Origin of the sequence: Ferribacterium limneticum (genome assembly GCF_020510625.1) — a bacterium.
GTDB lineage: Bacteria > Pseudomonadota > Gammaproteobacteria > Burkholderiales > Rhodocyclaceae > Azonexus > Azonexus limneticus_A.
The window spans coordinates 356,029-374,353 of record NZ_CP075191.1; the positions used below are offsets into that span (position 1 = coordinate 356,029).

Genomic DNA, 18,325 nt, shown 5'->3' on the forward strand with positions numbered 1-18,325 from the left:
TGGTGTGTGGGCTGGCGGTTTTCCGCCAGCCCTTTTGTGCTTTGTACGACAGGTTTGATAAACCTAGAAAACGAACTTGAATAACGCCAACTGGCAAACGCAAACAAGGCTTTCCTTTTTCCCGGCGGGGAGGAGAGTTTGTTTGCGTTTGCCTGTTTTCTCAGGTTCCACCTTTGATTTCATCCTCACGGAGTTACCATGACTTACTCCTTCACCGAGAAGAAACGCATCCGCAAGAGCTTCGCCAAGCGCGCCAGCGTGCTGGACGTTCCCTACTTGTTGGCGACCCAGTTGCAGTCCTTCAAGGACTTTTTGCAAGACGAAGTTGCCCCTGAGAAGCGGAAAAACGAAGGTCTTCAGGCCGCGTTCACCTCGATCTTCCCGATTGTTTCGCACTCCGGCAACGCTCGCCTTGAGTTTGTCAGCTACATGCTGGGAGAGCCAGCGTTCGACGTTACCGAATGTCAGCAACGTGGCCTGACCTTTGCCTCGTCGCTGCGTGCGCGGGTTCGCCTGGTCATCATGGACCGCGAAGCCCCTGATACGGTCAAGGAAGTCAAGGAGCAGGAAGTCTACATGGGTGAAATTCCCTTGATGACGACCAATGGTTCCTTCGTGATCAACGGCACCGAGCGGGTCATTGTTTCCCAGCTTCACCGTTCTCCCGGCGTCTTCTTCGAGCACGACCGCGGCAAGACCCACAGCTCCGGCAAGCTGCTGTTCTCCGCGCGGGTCATTCCTTACCGCGGTTCATGGCTCGATTTCGAATTCGACCCCAAGGACACCCTGTTCTTCCGCGTCGACCGTCGCCGCAAGATGCCGGTCACCACGCTGCTCAAGGCAATCGGCATGTCTTCCGAGGAAATCCTGAGCCAGTTCTTCGAATTTGATACTTTCCTGATCGCCAAGGACAAGGTTGAGTTCACCCTTGTTCCTGAGCGCTTGCGTGGCGAAGTCGCTCGTTTCGATTTCGTCGCCCCGGATGGCAAGCTGATTGTCCAGAAAGACAAGCGCATCACAGCGAAGCACATTCGCGACATTGGTGCAGCAGCAATCAAACAGATCGTTGTTCCCGACGAATTCTTGATTGGCCGTGTGGTTGCCAAGAATACGATCGACAAGGCGACGGGCGAGGTTGTTGCCAACGCCAACGACGAAATTACCGAGACGCTCTTGGCCAAGTTGCGTGAAGCCGAGATCACGACGCTTGAGACGCTCTATACGAACGAGCTCGATCGCGGTGCCTTCATCTCTAATACGCTGCGTGCTGATGAAACGGCAACCCGCCAGGCCGCTCGTGTGGCGATCTACCGTATGATGCGTCCGGGCGAGCCGCCGACGGAAGAGGCGGTTGAAATCCTCTTTAACGGCCTGTTCTATTCCGACGAACGTTACGATCTGTCTGGCGTTGGCCGCATGAAGTTCAATCGTCGTCTGGCCCGTCCGGACGTCATTGAATACAAGTTGATGCTCAAGGGCCTGGCTTCGAAGGCCGAAGCCGCACTGAAGAATCTGGCGGAAGCCTCCGGTTTTGCCCTGTCGGCAATTCAGGATCTGGTCAGCCTGATGCCTTTCGGCGCTCGTGCCATGGTCGAGAATTCGACTCTGGGCGAAGTCGAGGCGCTGGCTGCCAAGCTGAAGCCGCTTGGCGCCAATATCGAGGTGCGCGAACAGCTGACCCTGTCGCCGCGCGATATCGTCGAAGTCATCAAGATTCTTGTCGAACTGCGTAATGGTCGCGGTGAAATCGACGATATCGATCACCTTGGTAACCGTCGCGTCCGTTCAGTTGGCGAATTGGCCGAGAACCAGTTCCGCGCTGGCCTCGTCCGTGTCGAGCGCGCCGTTAAGGAGCGTCTGTCGCAGGCTGAATCCGATAACCTGATGCCGCACGATCTGATCAATGCCAAGCCGATCAGCGCTGCGATCAAGGAATTCTTCGGTTCCAGCCAGTTGTCGCAGTTTATGGACCAGACGAACCCGCTGTCGGAAATCACGCACAAGCGTCGCGTTTCCGCCCTCGGCCCAGGCGGTCTGACCCGCGAACGCGCCGGCTTCGAAGTGCGTGACGTGCATCCGACCCACTACGGCCGTGTTTGCCCGATCGAAACGCCGGAAGGTCCGAACATTGGTCTGATCAATTCGCTGGCGCTGTTTGCCCAGGTCAATAGCTATGGCTTCATCGAAACCGCTTACCGCAAGGTGAATGACGGTCAGGTGACCAACGATATCGAGTATTTGTCGGCGATTGAAGAGGGCAACTACGTGGTTGCCCAGGCTAATGCCTCTCTCGATGCCAACGGCCGCCTGTCCGACGATCTGGTGACCTGCCGCGAGAAGGGTGAAACCATTCTGGCTGAGCCGTCACGCGTCCAGTATATGGACGTGGCACCGGGCCAGATCGTATCGGTTGCTGCCTCGCTGATTCCGTTCCTGGAGCACGATGACGCGAACCGCGCCTTGATGGGCGCCAACATGCAGCGTCAGGCCGTGCCTTGTCTGCGTCCGGAAAAGCCGCTGGTCGGCACCGGTATTGAGCGCACCGTTGCTGTTGACTCGGGAACTGCAGTAGTCGCATTGCGTGGCGGCCTTGTTGATTACGTCGACGCCGCTCGTGTCGTGGTTCGTGTCAATGACGATGAAACCATTGCCGGTGAAGTGGGCGTTGATATCTACAATCTGGTCAAGTACACCCGCTCCAACCAGAACACCAACATCAACCAGCGTCCGATGGTGCGTGTCGGTGACCACATCGCCAAGGGCGACGTGGTGGCTGACGGCGCTTCGACCGACAAGGGCGAACTCGCTCTCGGTCAGAACATGCTGATCGCCTTCATGCCGTGGAACGGCTACAACTTCGAAGACTCGATCTTGATTTCCGAGCGCGTTGTTGCAGAAGACCGTTACACCTCGATTCATATCGAGGAGCTGACGGTTGTCGCCCGCGACACCAAGCTCGGCCCTGAGGAAATCACCCGCGATATCGCATCGTTGGGTGAGGCTCAATTGTCTCGTCTGGATGATTCCGGCATCGTTTATATCGGTGCTGAAGTCGAAGCTGCTGACGTGCTGGTTGGCAAGGTGACGCCGAAGGGTGAAACCCAGCTGACGCCGGAAGAGAAGCTGCTGCGCGCCATCTTCGGTGAGAAGGCTTCCGATGTTAAGGACACCTCGCTGCGTGTGCCGTCCGGTATTGCCGGTACCGTCATCGACGTTCAGGTGTTTACCCGTGAAGGCATCGAGCGCGACAAACGCGCCCAAGCCATCATCGACGAGCATCTGCGCCACTACAAGCTGGACCTCGCCGACCAGATGCGCATCGTCGAACGCGACGCTTTTGCTCGTGTCGAGCGCCTGATCACCGGCAAAAAAGCCAATGGCGGCCCGAAGAAGCTGGCCAAGGGCACGGTGATCGACAAGGTCTACCTCGACAGCATGGATCCGCACCACTGGTTCGACATCCGTCTGGCCGATGATGAGGCTGCCCAGCAGCTGGAACAGGTCAAGGATGGTCTGGAGCAGGCACGCAAGGACTTCGACATCGCTTTCGAAGGCAAGCGCAAGAAGCTGACGCAAGGCGACGAACTGCCGCCGGGTGTCCAGAAGATGGTCAAGGTCTATGTCGCCGTTAAGCGTCGTCTGCAGCCGGGTGACAAGATGGCCGGTCGTCACGGTAACAAGGGTGTGGTTTCGCGCATCCTGCCGGTTGAGGATATGCCGCACATGGAAGATGGCAGCCCGGTCGACATCGTTCTGAACCCGCTCGGCGTGCCGTCGCGGATGAACGTCGGTCAGATTCTCGAAGTTCACCTTGGCCTCGCCGCCAAGGGTCTTGGTCACAAGATTGGCGCGATGTTGCGTGCCCAGTCCAGCGCCAAGGAAGTTCGCGGTTTCTTGGACCAGATCTACAACTCCAGCGGCAAGTCCGAGAACCTCGACGAGTTGAATGATGTCGAAGTTCTGGAAATGGCGGAAAACCTCAAGAGCGGCGTGCCGTTTGCGACGCCGGTGTTCGACGGTGCCAAGGAAGAGGAAATCAAGGCCATGCTGGCGATGGCCGGCATGCCGTCTTCTGGCCAGATGACCCTGTTTGATGGTCGTACCGGCGAAGCATTCGAGCGCAAGGTGACCGTTGGCTACATGCACTACCTGAAGCTGCACCACTTGGTTGACGACAAGATGCACGCCCGTTCGACCGGTCCGTACTCTCTGGTTACCCAGCAGCCGCTGGGTGGCAAGGCACAGTTCGGTGGTCAGCGCTTCGGTGAAATGGAAGTGTGGGCACTGGAAGCCTATGGCGCTTCCTATGTACTGCAGGAAATGCTGACTGTGAAGTCCGACGATGTGAACGGCCGTACCAAGGTTTACGAAAACATCGTCAAGGGCGAACACCGCATCGAAGCCGGCATGCCGGAATCCTTCAATGTGTTGGTCAAGGAAATCCGTTCGCTGGCGATCGATATCGATCTGGAACGTTACTGATTTAGGGCTGGGAGTTAAACGATGAAAGCATTGCTCGATCTATTCAAGCAGGTAACCGCCGAGGAAGAATTCGACGCGATTACCATTGGCCTCGCTTCGCCCGAAAAGATCCGTTCCTGGTCCTACGGCGAAGTCAAGAAGCCGGAAACCATCAACTACCGTACCTTCAAGCCGGAGCGCGATGGCCTGTTCTGCGCCAAGATTTTTGGCCCGATCAAGGACTACGAATGCCTGTGCGGCAAGTACAAGCGTCTGAAGCACCGTGGCGTTATCTGCGAGAAGTGCGGCGTCGAAGTGACGTTGGCCAAGGTTCGCCGCGACCGCATGGGTCACATTGAACTGGCTTCGCCAACTGCGCACATCTGGTTCCTGAAGTCCTTGCCGTCCCGTCTCGGTATGGTGCTCGACATGACGCTGCGCGATATCGAGCGCGTCCTGTACTTCGAAGCCTATGTCGTGACCGATCCGGGCATGGTCAGCAACCTTCAGCGCGCTCAACTGCTGACGGAAGACCAGTATCTGGAAATGGTCGAAGAGCATGGCGATGAATTCCAGGCGCTGATGGGCGCTGAAGGTATTCGTGAGCTGCTGCGCAACCTCGAACTCAATAGCGAAGTCGAGTCACTGCACGCCGAACTCGAAGTGACCGGTTCCGAAGCCAAGAACAAGAAGCTGGCCAAGCGTCTGAAGATTCTTGAGGGTTTCCAGAAGTCCGGCATCAAGCCGGACTGGATGATCCTCGAAGTCCTGCCGGTGTTGCCGCCGGATCTTCGTCCGCTGGTTCCGCTCGACGGCGGCCGCTTTGCGACCTCTGACCTGAACGATCTCTATCGTCGCGTTATCAACCGTAACAACCGTCTGAAGCGTCTGCTTGAACTGAAGGCTCCGGAAATCATCGTGCGCAACGAAAAGCGCATGCTGCAGGAAGCCGTGGACTCGCTGCTCGACAATGGTCGTCGCGGCAAGGCGATGACCGGCGCCAACAAGCGTCCGCTGAAGTCGCTGGCCGACATGATCAAGGGCAAGGGCGGTCGTTTCCGTCAGAACCTGCTGGGTAAGCGCGTCGACTACTCCGGCCGTTCGGTCATCGTGGTTGGTCCGCAGCTCAAGCTGCATCAGTGCGGCCTGCCGAAGCTGATGGCGCTGGAACTGTTCAAGCCTTTCATCTTCCACAAGCTGGAAGTGCTCGGCTACGCCACCACCATCAAGCAAGCCAAGAAGATGGTTGAAGGTCAGGAACCGGTCGTCTGGGACATCCTCGAAGACGTCATCCGCGAACATCCGGTCATGCTGAACCGTGCGCCGACGCTGCACCGTCTGGGTATCCAGGCTTTCGAGCCGACCCTGATCGAAGGCAAGGCCATTCAGTTGCACCCGCTCGTCTGTGCGGCGTTCAACGCCGACTTCGACGGTGACCAGATGGCTGTTCACGTGCCGCTGTCGCTCGAAGCCCAGATGGAAGCCCGCACCCTGATGCTGGCCTCGAACAACGTGCTGTCGCCCGCCAACGGCCAGCCGATCATCGTGCCGTCACAGGATATCGTGTTGGGTCTGTACTACGCGACCCGCGAGAAGATCAACGGCAAGGGTGAAGGCATGTATTTTGCCGACACCAACGAAATCGAGCGTGCCATGGCTGCCGGCCAACTGGACGTCCATTCCCGCATTTCCGTCCGCTTGAAGCAGTACGAACCGGCGGCGGTTGATGGCGAATGGGAAGAGAAGATTGTCCGTGTTGAAACGACGGCTGGTCGCGCACTGCTTGCCAAGATTCTGCCAAAGGGTCTGCCCTTCAAAGCAATCGATCGTGCGCTGAAGAAGAAGGAAATTTCCAAGCTGATCGACGAGTCATTCCGTCGTTGCGGCCTGAAGGAAACGGTCGTCTTCGCCGACAAGCTGATGCAGAACGGCTATGCCCTCGCGACGCGCGCCGGTATTTCCTTCTGCTCGGACGACATGCTGGTTCCGGCCAAGAAATACGAAATCATTTCTTCCGCCGAAGCTGAGGTTAAGGAAATCGAGACCCAGTACACGAACGGCCTGGTCACTCAGGGCGAGCGTTACAACAAGGTCGTCGATATCTGGGGCCGCACTGGTGACCAGGTTGCCAAGGTGATGATGGACGAACTCGGCCACGAGGAAGTCATCGATCGTCACGGCAAGAAGGTCAAGCAGGACTCCTTCAACTCCATCTACATGATGGCCGACTCCGGTGCTCGCGGTTCCGCTGCCCAGATTCGTCAGCTGGCTGGTATGCGTGGCCTGATGGCCAAGCCGGATGGCTCGATTATCGAGACCCCGATTACCACCAACTTCCGCGAAGGTCTGAACGTTCTTCAGTACTTCATTTCGACCCACGGCGCCCGTAAGGGTCTGGCCGACACCGCGCTGAAGACTGCCAACTCCGGTTATCTGACGCGTCGTCTGGTCGATGTGACCCAGGATCTGGTGATCACCGAAGACGACTGCGGCACCAAGAACGGCTTTGTCGTCAAGGCACTGGTCGAAGGCGGCGAAGTGATCGAAGCGCTGCGCGAACGTATTCTGGGTCGCGTCACGGTCGATGACCTGATCGATCCGGAAACCCAGGAAACGGTTATTTTCGCCGGCACCATGCTAGACGAAGATTTGGTCGATCTGATCGACAAGCTGGGCATCGACGAAGTCAAGGTTCGCACCCCGCTGACCTGCGATACGCGCTACGGCCTTTGCGCCCAGTGTTACGGCCGAGATCTCGGCCGTGGCACGATGGTCAACGCCGGTGAAGCGGTCGGTGTCATCGCCGCCCAGTCAATCGGTGAGCCGGGTACCCAGCTCACCATGCGTACCTTCCACGTCGGTGGCGCGGCTTCCCGTGCTGCCGTGGCTGACAAGGTCGAAGGCAAGTCGGCTGGTACCGTGCGCTACACCTCCAACATGCGTTATGTCACCAGCGCCAAGGGCGAAAAGGTGGTCATTTCCCGTTCCGGTGAAGTCTTGATCGTCGATGATCACGGCCGTGAGCGCGAGCGTCACAAAGTGCCTTATGGCGCCATGCTGTCGGTTGATGAAGGCAAGACCGTCAAGGCCGGTGCCAAGCTGGCGACGTGGGATCCGCACACCCGCCCGATCATTACCGAATACGCCGGTACTGCGCGTTTCGAGAATGTTGAAGAAGGCGTCACGGTCGCCAAGCAGGTCGACGATGTGACCGGCCTGTCTACGCTGGTGGTTATCGACCACAAGCGCGGCGGCAAGGCGGCCGTCAAGGGTGTGCGTCCGGTCGTCAAGCTGCTGGACGAAAATGGCCAGGAAGTTCGTGTTCATGGCAGCGATCACACCGTCTCTATCGCTTTCCAGGTCGGCTCGATCATCTCCGTGCTCGATGGTCAACAGGTTGGTGTGGGCGATGTGCTGGCTCGTATGCCGCAAGAGTCTGCCAAGACTCGCGACATTACCGGCGGTCTGCCACGTGTGGCCGAGTTGTTCGAAGCCCGTACGCCGAAGGATGCATCCGTGCTGGCCGAAACGACCGGTACGATCAGCTTCGGTAAGGACACCAAGGGCAAGCAGCGTCTGGTCATTACCGACCTTGACGGCGTGGTGCACGAGTTCCTGATTCCCAAGGACAAGCACGTTCTGGTGCACGACGGCCAGGTAGTCAATAAGGGCGAAAAGATCGTTGAAGGCGAACCGGATCCGCACGATATCCTGCGTTTGCAGGGGGTTGAGGCGCTGGCCCGCTACATCACCGACGAAGTTCAGGACGTTTATCGTCTGCAGGGCGTGAAGATCAACGACAAGCACATTGAAGTGATCGTCCGTCAGATGCTGCGTCGGGTGACCATCGTCGAGCCGGGCGATACCAAGTTCATCAAGTCCGAGCAAGTCGAACGAGCCGAACTGCTGGCTGAGAATGATCGCGCCAATGCCGAGGGCAAGCTCCCGGCAACGATCGAACACATGCTGCTGGGTATTACCAAGGCATCGCTGTCGACCGACTCGTTCATCTCTGCTGCGTCCTTCCAGGAAACAACGCGTGTGCTGACCGAGGCTGCCATCATGGGCAAGCGCGACGAGCTGCGTGGTCTCAAGGAAAACGTCATCGTCGGACGCCTCATCCCGGCGGGTACCGGTCTGGCTTACCACCGTAGCCGCAAGGCTCAGTTGGCGGGCGAAGACATTGCGGCCTCCCGTCCGATCGAAGAGGCAACTGCCGAAAACGCAACACAGGACGCCGCTCAGGGCCTGTGATCCGTCTTGCAACCCCCGTGCCACGTTGACACGGGGGTTGATCAGCCATAGAATTTATGGTCTTTGTCGGCAGAGGCTAATCATTGTCTCTGCTTTGGATAACAAAATTGCCGTCGTGCACCATTTTTCGGTGCCCGGCTGTTGAAGGAAGTTTGATATGCCGACCATCAACCAGCTCGTGCGCAAACCGCGCGTAGCCGAAAAGGCCAAGAGCAAGGTTCCTGCTCTGGAAAAGTGCCCGCAGAAGCGTGGCGTCTGCACCCGTGTTTATACCACCACCCCGAAGAAGCCGAACTCCGCGCTCCGTAAGGTTTGCAAGGTTCGTCTGACGAATGGCTTCGAAGTCATTTCGTACATCGGCGGTGAAGGCCACAACCTGCAGGAGCACTCTGTGGTCCTGATTCGTGGTGGTCGTGTCAAGGACTTGCCGGGTGTGCGCTATCACACCGTGCGTGGCTCCCTGGATACGCAGGGCGTCAAGGATCGTAAGCAATCCCGTTCCAAGTACGGCGCCAAGCGTCCGAAGGCTGCTTAATTCTTAAGTGGCTTAAGTAAGTGGTCGCTCTGTTGGGCGGCTGAGAGGGCCGGGTGGGTGAAAACCCCTTCCCGGCTTTTCAACTGAATCGTGTTTAATTGAGGTTAATATGCCCCGTCGTCGTGAAGTACCCAAGCGTGACATTCTGCCGGATCCGAAGTTCGGCAACGTTGAAGTCTCCAAGTTCGTTAACGCCATCATGCAAAGCGGCAAGAAGTCCGTTGCTGAGCGCATCGTTTATGGTGCTTTCGATATCATCACCACCAAGGGTGGCAAGGATCCTCTCGAAGTCTTCAGCGCTGCCATGAGCAACGTGAAGCCGATGGTCGAAGTCAAGTCCCGTCGTGTTGGTGGTGCAAACTATCAAGTTCCGGTTGAAGTGCGCCCGGCTCGTCGCGCCGCGCTGGCAATGCGCTGGCTGCGTGAGTCCGCCCGCAAGCGTTCTGAGAAGTCCATGGGTCAGCGTCTGGCTGCTGAAATGCTGGAGGCTGCTGAAAATCGCGGTGGCGCTGTCAAGAAGCGCGACGAAGTGCACCGCATGGCTGAAGCCAACAAGGCCTTCGCTCACTTCCGCTTCTAATTTTCAAAGGGCTTTAACGTGGCACGTAAAACTCCCATCGAGCGCTACCGCAATATCGGTATCAGCGCGCACATCGACGCCGGCAAGACGACGACGACTGAACGTATTCTTTACTACACCGGTGTTAATCACAAGATCGGTGAAGTTCATGACGGCGCTGCCACCATGGACTGGATGGAGCAGGAGCAGGAGCGTGGTATTACTATTACCTCCGCTGCGACCACCTGTTTCTGGAGTGGTATGGACAAGCAGTTCCAGCCGCACCATATCAACATCATCGACACCCCGGGTCACGTTGACTTCACTATCGAAGTTGAGCGTTCCATGCGTGTTCTTGATGCTGCCTGCATGGTTTACTGTGCGGTTGGTGGTGTTCAGCCGCAGTCTGAGACTGTTTGGCGTCAGGCCAACAAGTACGGCGTGCCGCGTCTGGCCTTCGTGAACAAGATGGACCGTTCCGGTGCCAACTTCTTCAAGGTCGTTGACCAGCTCAAGCTGCGTCTGAAAGCGAATCCGGTGCCTATCGTCATTCCTATTGGCGCCGAAGACAAGTTCGAAGGTGTGGTTGACCTGATCAAGATGAAGGCAATCTACTGGGATGAGGCTTCTCAGGGCATGAAGTACGATGCTCGCGAAATCCCGGCCGAGCTGGCTGATGATGCCGCCACCTGGCGCGAACAGATGGTCGAAGCTGCTGCCGAAGCCTCTGAAGATCTGATGAACAAGTACCTCGAAGAGGGTGAGCTTTCTGAGGCTGACATTATTCTTGGTCTGCGTACCCGCACCATTGCCTGTGAAATCCAGCCGATGCTTTGCGGTACCGCCTTCAAGAACAAGGGCGTTCAGAAGATGCTCGACGCTGTTATCGAGCTGCTGCCGTCGCCGGTTGATATTCCGCCGGTCAAGGGTATTCTCGAGAACGACTCCGAAGGTGAGCGTCGCGCAGCTGACGACGAGGCGTTCTCGGCTCTGGCATTCAAGATCATGACTGACCCGTTTGTCGGTCAGTTGATCTTCTTCCGTGTTTACTCCGGTGTTATCAACTCCGGTGACACTGTTTACAACCCGGTTAAGGGTCGTAAGGAGCGTCTCGGCCGTATCCTTCAGATGCACGCCAACCAGCGTGAGGAAATCAAGGAAGTGCGCGCTGGTGACATCGCTGCCGCCGTGGGTCTGAAAGAAGCAACCACCGGCGATACGCTGTGTGATCCGCAAAAGGTTATTACCCTTGAGCGTATGGTTTTCCCAGAGCCGGTGATTCACGTTGCCGTCGAGCCGAAGACCAAGGCTGACCAGGAAAAGATGGGTCTGGCGCTGGGTCGTCTGGCTCAGGAGGATCCGTCCTTCCGTGTGCGTACTGACGAAGAATCCGGCCAAACCATCATTTCCGGTATGGGTGAACTGCACCTGGAAATTCTGGTTGACCGCATGCGTCGCGAATTCAACGTTGACGCCTCCGTTGGTGCGCCTCAGGTTGCTTATCGTGAGTGCATCAAGAAGTCTGTCGAGCAGGAAGGTAAGTTCGTCAAGCAGTCTGGCGGTCGCGGTCAGTTCGGTCACGTCTGGCTCAAGATTGAGCCGAACGAAGCCGGCAAGGGCTACGAATTCATCGACGCCATCAAGGGCGGTGTGGTTCCCCGTGAATTCATTCCGGCGGTTGACAAAGGTCTGCGCGATGCAGTGACCAGTGGTGTTCTGGCTGGCTTCCCGGTAGTCGATGTCAAATTCACCCTGTTTGATGGTTCCTACCACGACGTTGACTCCAACGAAAATGCCTTCCGTATGGCCGCTTCGATGGCCTTCAAGGAAGGTATGAAGAAGGCTAGTCCGACCCTGCTCGAGCCGATGATGGCGGTTGAGGTTGAAACGCCTGAGGAATACATGGGCAACGTTATGGGCGACCTTTCGTCCCGTCGCGGCATCGTGCAGGGCATGGAAGATCAGGTTGGCGGCATCAAGGTCGTCAAGGCTGAGGTTCCTCTGTCCGAGATGTTTGGTTACTCGACTTCCGTGCGCTCCCTGTCGCAAGGTCGCGCTACCTACTCGATGGAATTCAAGCACTACACCGAAGCGCCGAAGAACGTCGCTGAGGCCGTCATTAACAAGAAGTAATCTGGAGAGCTGATAATGGCTAAGGAAAAATTCGCGCGTACGAAACCGCACGTAAACGTTGGTACGATTGGTCACGTTGACCACGGCAAGACGACGCTGACGGCTGCGATCACCACGGTGCTGTCCGCCAAGTTCGGTGGTGCTGCCAAGAAATATGACGAAATCGACGCTGCGCCGGAAGAAAAGGCCCGCGGTATCACGATTAATACTGCTCACGTCGAATACGAAACCGCCAACCGTCACTACGCCCACGTTGACTGCCCGGGTCACGCTGACTACGTCAAGAACATGATTACCGGTGCTGCCCAGATGGACGGCGCCATCCTCGTCTGTTCCGCTGCTGACGGCCCGATGCCGCAAACCCGCGAACACATCCTGCTCGCCCGTCAAGTTGGCGTGCCGTACGTGCTCGTGTTCATGAACAAGTGCGACATGGTTGACGACGCCGAACTGCTCGAACTGGTCGAAATGGAACTGCGCGAGCTGCTCTCCAAGTACGACTTCCCGGGCGACGACACCCCGATCATTCACGGCTCCGCCCTGAAGGCCCTCGAAGGCGACCAATCCGAAATCGGCGAACCGTCGATCTTCCGTCTGGCAGATGCCCTGGACACCTACATCCCTGATCCTGAGCGTGCCATCGATCAGCCGTTCCTGATGCCGGTTGAAGACGTCTTCTCCATCTCTGGTCGCGGTACCGTCGTGACCGGTCGTGTTGAGCGTGGCATCGTCAAGGTTGGCGAAGAAATCGAAATCGTCGGCATCCGCCCGACCGTCAAGACCATCTGTACCGGTGTTGAAATGTTCCGCAAGCTGCTCGACCAAGGTCAGGCTGGCGACAACATTGGCGCCCTGCTACGTGGTACCAAGCGTGAAGACGTCGAGCGTGGCCAGGTGCTGTGCAAGCCGGGTTCTGTCAAGCCGCATACCCACTTCACCTCCGAAGTGTACATCCTGTCCAAGGATGAAGGCGGCCGTCACACCCCGTTCTTCAATGGTTACCGTCCGCAGTTCTACTTCCGCACGACCGACGTCACTGGTTCCATCGAGCTGCCGGAAGGCACCGAAATGGTCATGCCGGGCGACAACATCGCCATGACGATCAAGCTGATTGCACCGATCGCCATGGAAGAAGGTCTGCGCTTCGCCATCCGTGAAGGCGGTCGTACCGTCGGCGCCGGCGTCGTCGCCAAGATCATCGAGTAATCGTTCTTTTTGAAAATCGGGGTAGGTAGATTGCCTACCCCATCGTTCTTTGGAAGCCAAAAATGCAAAGCCAAAAAATCCGTATCCGTCTGAAGGCCTTCGACTATCGCCTGATCGATCAATCCGCTCAGGAAATCGTTGAAACCGCCAAGCGTACCGGTGCTGTCGTTCGTGGTCCCGTTCCGCTGCCAACCCGCAAGCAGCGTTTCGATATCCTGCGTTCGCCGCACGTCAATAAGGCTTCCCGCGATCAGCTCGAAATTCGTACCCATCTGCGTCTGATGGATATCGTTGATCCGACCGACAAGACAGTCGATGCGCTGATGAAGCTGGATCTACCGGCTGGTGTCGACGTCGAAATCAAGTTGCAGTAATAGTAGTTCGCGGATATAATCCGCGCCTTTCGGGGGTGGCCGGCGACGGCTGCCCATTTGTTGTTTTACATCGACCGGCCAATCGCAGCCGGCGATGAGGAGAATAACCATGAGTCTAGGCCTTGTTGGTCGCAAGGTTGGCATGACTCGCATTTTTGCCGAGGATGGCGCGTCCATTCCGGTAACTGTGCTTGACGTGTCAAACAACCGCGTGACCCAAGTCAAAACGCCGGAGATCGATGGCTACGCAGCCATTCAGGTCGCATTCGGCAAGCGCCGTGCCTCGCGCGTTTCCAAGCCCCTGGCTGGCCATCTGGCCAAGGCGGGTGTGGAAGCCGGGCATGTGCTCAAGGAATTCCAGATCGAAGCTGATCAACTAGCTAGTTTCAAGGCCGGTGATCAGGTTGCTGTCACCATTTTTGCCGAAGGGCAAAAAGTTGATGTGACCGGTACCTCGATCGGTAAGGGTTTCCAGGGTGGTATCAAGCGCCACAATTTCAGTTCCAACCGTGCTTCCCATGGTAACTCGCTGTCGCATAACGCGCCGGGTTCCATTGGTATGGCGCAGGATCCGGGTCGTGTTTTCCCGGGCAAGCGCATGGCTGGTCATCTGGGTGATGTTCAGTCCACGATGCAGGGACTGACGATTGTTCGCGTTGATGCCGATCGCCAGCTGTTGCTGGTCAAGGGTGCCGTTCCCGGCGCCAAGGGTTCCGACGTCGTTGTGCGTCCGGCGGTCAAGGCTTAAGGGGGCGACATGGAACTCAAGGTTATTAACGAACAAGGTCAGGAAGCAGCGAAGCTGCAGGCTTCCGATGTGCTGTTCGGTCGCGACTTTAACGAAGCGTTGGTACATCAGATCGTCGTTGCCTATCAGGCAAACGCCCGTTCTGGCGACCGTCAGCAGAAAGATCGCTCCGAAGTCCGTCACACCACCACCAAGCCGTGGCGTCAGAAGGGCACTGGTCGTGCTCGTGCTGGTTCCAATGGCAGCCCGCTGTGGCGCGGAGGCGGTCGGATTTTCCCGAACTCTCCTGAAGAAAACTTCAGCCAGAAGGTTAACAAGAAGATGTTCCGCGCCGGTATGGCTGCGATCCTCTCTGAGTTGGCTCGTCAGGACCGCCTCGTCGTTATCGACGATCTGTCCATTGATGCGCCCAAGACCAAGCTATTCACGCAGAAGCTGAAGGGCATGGGTCTTGAAGGCAATCTTCTGGTCATCACTGACGCGCTGAACGAAAATCTGTATCTCTCGTCGCGCAACCTGCCTAACGTTCTGGTTCTCGAAGCTCAGGAAGCTGATCCGGTTTCTCTGGTCCGCTTCGCCAAGGTTCTGGTTACCAAGAATGCCGTGGCCAAGTTCGAGGAGATGTGGGGATGAATCAAGAGCGTCTGATGCAGGTGCTGCTGGCACCGCAAATCTCCGAGAAGGCAACTTATGTTGCTGACAAGTATGAGCAAGTGATCTTCCGCGTTGCATCTGATGCAACCAAGCCGGAAATCAAGGCTGCTGTCGAGCTGCTCTTCAAGGTGGAAGTCGAAGGTGTTCAGGTTTCCAACGTGAAGGGCAAGGTTAAGCGCTTCAAGGGTGCAACCGGTCGTCGTAAGGGCTGGAAGAAAGCCTACGTGAGCCTCAAACCGGGTCAGGAAATCAATTTCGTTGAAGGGGGGAATGCGTAATGGCACTCGTTAAAGTCAAGCCGACTTCCCCTGGTCGTCGCGCCGTTGTTCAGGTCGTAAACGCCAACCTTCACAAAGGCAAGCCGTTTGCTGCGCTGGTTGAAGCCAAGTCTGGCAATGCTGGTCGCAACAACAACGGTCGCATCACCGTACGTCATCAGGGTGGTGGTCACAAGCAGGCCTATCGTGTTATCGATTTCAAGCGCAATAAGGACGGGATTCCCGCCAAGGTTGAGCGTCTGGAATACGATCCGAACCGTACTGCGAATATTGCGCTGCTTTGTTATGCCGACGGTGAGCGTCGCTACATCATCGCCAACAAGGGTATGGTGGTTGGTCAGCCGATCATGAGCGGTTCGGAAGCGCCGATCAAATCGGGTAATGCTCTGCCGATCCGCAATATTCCGGTTGGTACGACCATTTGCTGTGTTGAGATGTTGCCAGGCAAGGGCGCGCAGATTGCTCGTTCGGCCGGTACTTCCGTCCAGTTGCTGGCTCGCGAAGGTGCATATGCTCAGATTCGCCTTCGCTCCGGTGAGGTGCGCCGTGTGCACGTCGAGTGCCGCGCTACCATCGGTGAAGTGGGTAACGAAGAGCATAACCTGCGCAAGTTCGGTAAAGCCGGTGCGATGCGTTGGCGTGGTATTCGTCCGACCGTCCGTGGTACTGCCATGAACCCTGTGGATCACCCGCACGGTGGTGGTGAAGGCCGTACTGGCGAAGGCCGCGTGCCGGTTAATCCGTGGGGTCAGCCCACCAAGGGTTACCGCACCCGCAGCAACAAGCGCACGAACAGCATGATCGTTCAGCGCCGTCATAAGCGTTAAGGGGTAGGAAATGGGACGTTCTCTCAAAAAGGGCCCGTTTGTTGATGCGCACCTGATCGACAAAGTCGAAGCAGTTCGCGCTACCAGCGACAAGCGCCCGATCAAGACCTGGTCGCGTCGTTCGACGATCCTCCCCGAGTTCATCGGCCTGACGATTGCGGTCCACAATGGCAAGCAGCATATTCCGGTGTTCGTCACCGAAAATATGGTCGGTCACAAGCTCGGCGAGTTCTCGCTGACCCGTACGTTCAAGGGTCACACCGCCGGCAAGAAGGCCAAGAAGTAAGGAGCTGACATGGAAACTCGTGCAAGTCTGCGAGGCGTACGCCTCTCTGCGCAAAAGGGCCGCTTGGTTGCGGATCTGGTGCGCGGCAAGCCGGTTGGTCAGGCTCTCAACATCCTGGCTTTCTGCCCCAAAAAGGGCGCCGGTATCGTCAAAAAAGTGCTGGAGTCGGCAATCGCCAACGCCGAGCACAACGATGGTGCTGATATCGATGAGCTGACGGTGAAAACCATCTACGTCGAAAAAGGCATGGTGCTGAAGCGTTTTACCGCCCGCGCCAAGGGTCGTGGCAATCGGATCATCAAGCCGACCTGCCATATCTATCTGACCGTTGGTAACTAAGGAAGAGCCATGGGACAGAAAATTCATCCGACTGGCTTCCGCCTGGCAGTCACCAAAAACTGGAGTTCACGCTGGTACGCTAACAGCAAAGACTTCCCGGGTATGCTGAACGAAGACATCAAAGTTCGCGAATACCTGAAGCGTAAGCTTGCTCACGCTTCGGTTGGTCGTGTTCTGATTGAGCGTCCGGCCAAGAATGCCCGCGTCACCGTTTACTCCGCCCGCCCGGGTGTGGTTATCGGCAAGAAGGGCGAGGATATTGAACAACTGCGTTCGGATCTTCAGCGCATCATGGGCGTTCCCGTCCATGTTTCGATCGAAGAAATCCGCAAGCCGGAAATCGATGCCCAGCTAATCGCTGATTCAATTGCCCAGCAGCTCGAAAAGCGCATCATGTTCCGTCGCGCCATGAAGCGTGCGATGCAGAACGCCATGCGCCTCGGTGCCCAGGGCATCAAGGTCATGAGCGCCGGTCGTCTGAACGGTGCCGAAATTGCTCGTAGTGAATGGTATCGCGAAGGTCGTGTGCCCCTGCACACCCTGCGCGCCGACATCGACTACGCAACTTCGGAAGCGCTGACCACGTACGGAATCATTGGTATCAAGGTCTGGGTTTACAAGGGTGACATGCTTGACCGTAATGAGCAGCCGGCAGTTGAAGAGCCGGTAGCTGATGACCGTCGTCCGCGTCGCGCTCCTGGCAAGCCCGAAGGCGACAGGCCACGTACCCGCACGGTAAAGAAGACCGATGGTACGGTTGATCCGGCCAAGCGCGTAAGAAAGGCAGGTGCTTAACATGCTGCAACCTAACCGTCGCAAGTTCCGCAAGGAGCACAAGGGCCGCAATGAAGGTCTGGCGACTCGTGGCACGAAGGTTTCCTTCGGTGAGTGGGGTCTCAAGGCGATCGGTCGTGGTCGTCTGACGGCTCGTCAGATCGAAGCGGCTCGTCGCGCCATGACCCGTCATATCAAACGGGGCGGTCGCATCTGGATCCGTATCTTCCCGGACAAGCCGATTTCTAAGAAACCGGCCGAAGTTCGTATGGGTAACGGTAAGGGTAATCCGGAATATTGGGTTGCCGAGATCCAGCCCGGCAAGGTTCTGTACGAAATGGATGGTGTCAATGAAGCGCTGGCTCGTGAGGCATTTGCCCTTGCTGCGGCCAAGCTGCCGATTCCCACCACCTTCGTGACTCGTCATCTGGGGTAATCATGAAAGCTAGTGAACTGAGAACCAAGAGCGTGGACGAGCTCAAAAAGGAATTGCTGGACCTGTTGAAGGCCCAGTTCGGTCTGCGTATGCAACTTGCTACCCAGCAGTTGTCCAATACCAGCCAAATGTCCAAGGTGCGCCGCGACATCGCTCGCGTTCGCACGCTTATCCGTGAAAAGGCGGTGCAGCAATGAGCGAATCCTCCAGTAGCAAACGTACTCTCATTGGTCGCGTTGTCAGCGACAAGATGGAAAAGACGGTTACCGTCCTCGTTGAGCGTAAGGTCAAGCACCCTATGTATGGCAAGGTGATGGTTCGTTCGAAGAAGTACCATGCCCATAACGAAGGCAATTCGGCCAAGGCCGGTGATCTCGTTGAGATTGTCGAAACCCGTCCGGTTTCCCGTACCAAGACTTGGGCTGTGACCAGCGTTCTGGAAAAAGCGATCGTTGTATAAC

Annotated in this window: 17 protein-coding genes; all 17 read left to right on the top strand. The window is 57.0% G+C overall.

The genetic code is table 11. The features are described 5' to 3' along the window. The first annotated feature begins 198 nt into the window (after nt 1-198). The 17 genes from rpoB (at nt 199) to rpsQ (ending at nt 18,324) form a co-directional block, all read left to right on the top strand. Complete coding sequence (gene rpoB, locus KI617_RS01655) at nt 199-4,482, top strand: DNA-directed RNA polymerase subunit beta (RefSeq protein WP_226450053.1); 4,284 nt, start codon at nt 199-201, stop codon at nt 4,480-4,482. Between the two features lie 21 nt (nt 4,483-4,503). After that, on the top strand, nt 4,504-8,715 hold the full coding sequence (gene rpoC, locus KI617_RS01660; protein ID WP_226450055.1) for a DNA-directed RNA polymerase subunit beta': 4,212 nt from the start codon (nt 4,504-4,506) through the stop codon (nt 8,713-8,715). A 157-nt stretch (nt 8,716-8,872) separates the two neighbouring features. Next, nucleotides 8,873-9,250 carry a 30S ribosomal protein S12 gene (gene rpsL, locus KI617_RS01665; protein WP_011286083.1) on the top strand — a complete coding sequence of 126 codons (378 nt, stop codon included), beginning with the start codon at nt 8,873-8,875 and terminating at the stop codon, nt 9,248-9,250. A gap of 109 nt (nt 9,251-9,359) precedes the next feature. After that, the gene (gene rpsG / locus KI617_RS01670) at nt 9,360-9,830 is read left to right on the top strand and encodes a 30S ribosomal protein S7 (protein WP_011286084.1); all 471 of its coding nucleotides are present in this window, start codon (nt 9,360-9,362) and stop codon (nt 9,828-9,830) included. Nucleotides 9,831-9,848: 18 nt separating this feature from the next. Next, nucleotides 9,849-11,942 (top strand): elongation factor G, encoded by a 2,094-nt coding sequence (gene fusA, locus KI617_RS01675; RefSeq protein ID WP_226450057.1) that lies wholly within the window; start codon nt 9,849-9,851, stop codon nt 11,940-11,942. A 15-nt stretch (nt 11,943-11,957) separates the two neighbouring features. Next, nucleotides 11,958-13,148 carry an elongation factor Tu gene (gene tuf, locus KI617_RS01680; protein ID WP_226450042.1) on the top strand — a complete coding sequence of 397 codons (1,191 nt, stop codon included), beginning with the start codon at nt 11,958-11,960 and terminating at the stop codon, nt 13,146-13,148. Between the two features lie 62 nt (nt 13,149-13,210). Continuing rightward, nucleotides 13,211-13,522 carry a 30S ribosomal protein S10 gene (gene rpsJ / locus KI617_RS01685; RefSeq protein ID WP_028994183.1) on the top strand — a complete coding sequence of 104 codons (312 nt, stop codon included), beginning with the start codon at nt 13,211-13,213 and terminating at the stop codon, nt 13,520-13,522. A 109-nt stretch (nt 13,523-13,631) separates the two neighbouring features. Then, nucleotides 13,632-14,270, top strand: a complete 639-nt coding sequence (gene rplC, locus KI617_RS01690; protein WP_011286087.1) for a 50S ribosomal protein L3 — start codon at nt 13,632-13,634, stop codon at nt 14,268-14,270. Nucleotides 14,271-14,279: 9 nt separating this feature from the next. Then, the gene (gene rplD / locus KI617_RS01695; RefSeq protein ID WP_226450058.1) at nt 14,280-14,903 is read left to right on the top strand and encodes a 50S ribosomal protein L4; all 624 of its coding nucleotides are present in this window, start codon (nt 14,280-14,282) and stop codon (nt 14,901-14,903) included. Further along, nucleotides 14,900-15,202 (top strand): 50S ribosomal protein L23, encoded by a 303-nt coding sequence (gene rplW, locus KI617_RS01700; protein WP_226450060.1) that lies wholly within the window; start codon nt 14,900-14,902, stop codon nt 15,200-15,202. The genes rplD and rplW overlap by 4 nt, the downstream gene beginning before the upstream one ends. Beyond that, a complete protein-coding gene (gene rplB, locus KI617_RS01705; protein ID WP_226450062.1) occupies nt 15,202-16,029 on the top strand; it encodes a 50S ribosomal protein L2 in 828 nt (275 codons plus the stop codon). The genes rplW and rplB overlap by 1 nt, the downstream gene beginning before the upstream one ends. A gap of 10 nt (nt 16,030-16,039) precedes the next feature. After that, the gene (rpsS, locus tag KI617_RS01710) at nt 16,040-16,315 is read left to right on the top strand and encodes a 30S ribosomal protein S19 (RefSeq protein ID WP_011286091.1); all 276 of its coding nucleotides are present in this window, start codon (nt 16,040-16,042) and stop codon (nt 16,313-16,315) included. Between the two features lie 9 nt (nt 16,316-16,324). Next, complete coding sequence (rplV, locus tag KI617_RS01715) at nt 16,325-16,654, top strand: 50S ribosomal protein L22 (protein ID WP_011286092.1); 330 nt, start codon at nt 16,325-16,327, stop codon at nt 16,652-16,654. Nucleotides 16,655-16,663: 9 nt separating this feature from the next. After that, nucleotides 16,664-17,449, top strand: coding sequence for a 30S ribosomal protein S3 (gene rpsC / locus KI617_RS01720; protein ID WP_226450064.1), 786 nt, complete (start codon nt 16,664-16,666; stop codon nt 17,447-17,449). Between the two features lies 1 nt (nt 17,450). Continuing rightward, the gene (rplP, locus tag KI617_RS01725; protein WP_011286094.1) at nt 17,451-17,864 is read left to right on the top strand and encodes a 50S ribosomal protein L16; all 414 of its coding nucleotides are present in this window, start codon (nt 17,451-17,453) and stop codon (nt 17,862-17,864) included. Nucleotides 17,865-17,866: 2 nt separating this feature from the next. Further along, a complete protein-coding gene (gene rpmC / locus KI617_RS01730; RefSeq protein ID WP_011286095.1) occupies nt 17,867-18,061 on the top strand; it encodes a 50S ribosomal protein L29 in 195 nt (64 codons plus the stop codon). After that, nucleotides 18,058-18,324: a 30S ribosomal protein S17 gene (gene rpsQ, locus KI617_RS01735; protein ID WP_226450066.1), complete on the top strand. Its 267-nt coding sequence runs from the start codon at nt 18,058-18,060 to the stop codon at nt 18,322-18,324. Before rpmC ends, rpsQ begins: the two co-directional genes overlap by 4 nt. Nucleotide 18,325 lies beyond the last annotated feature (1 nt).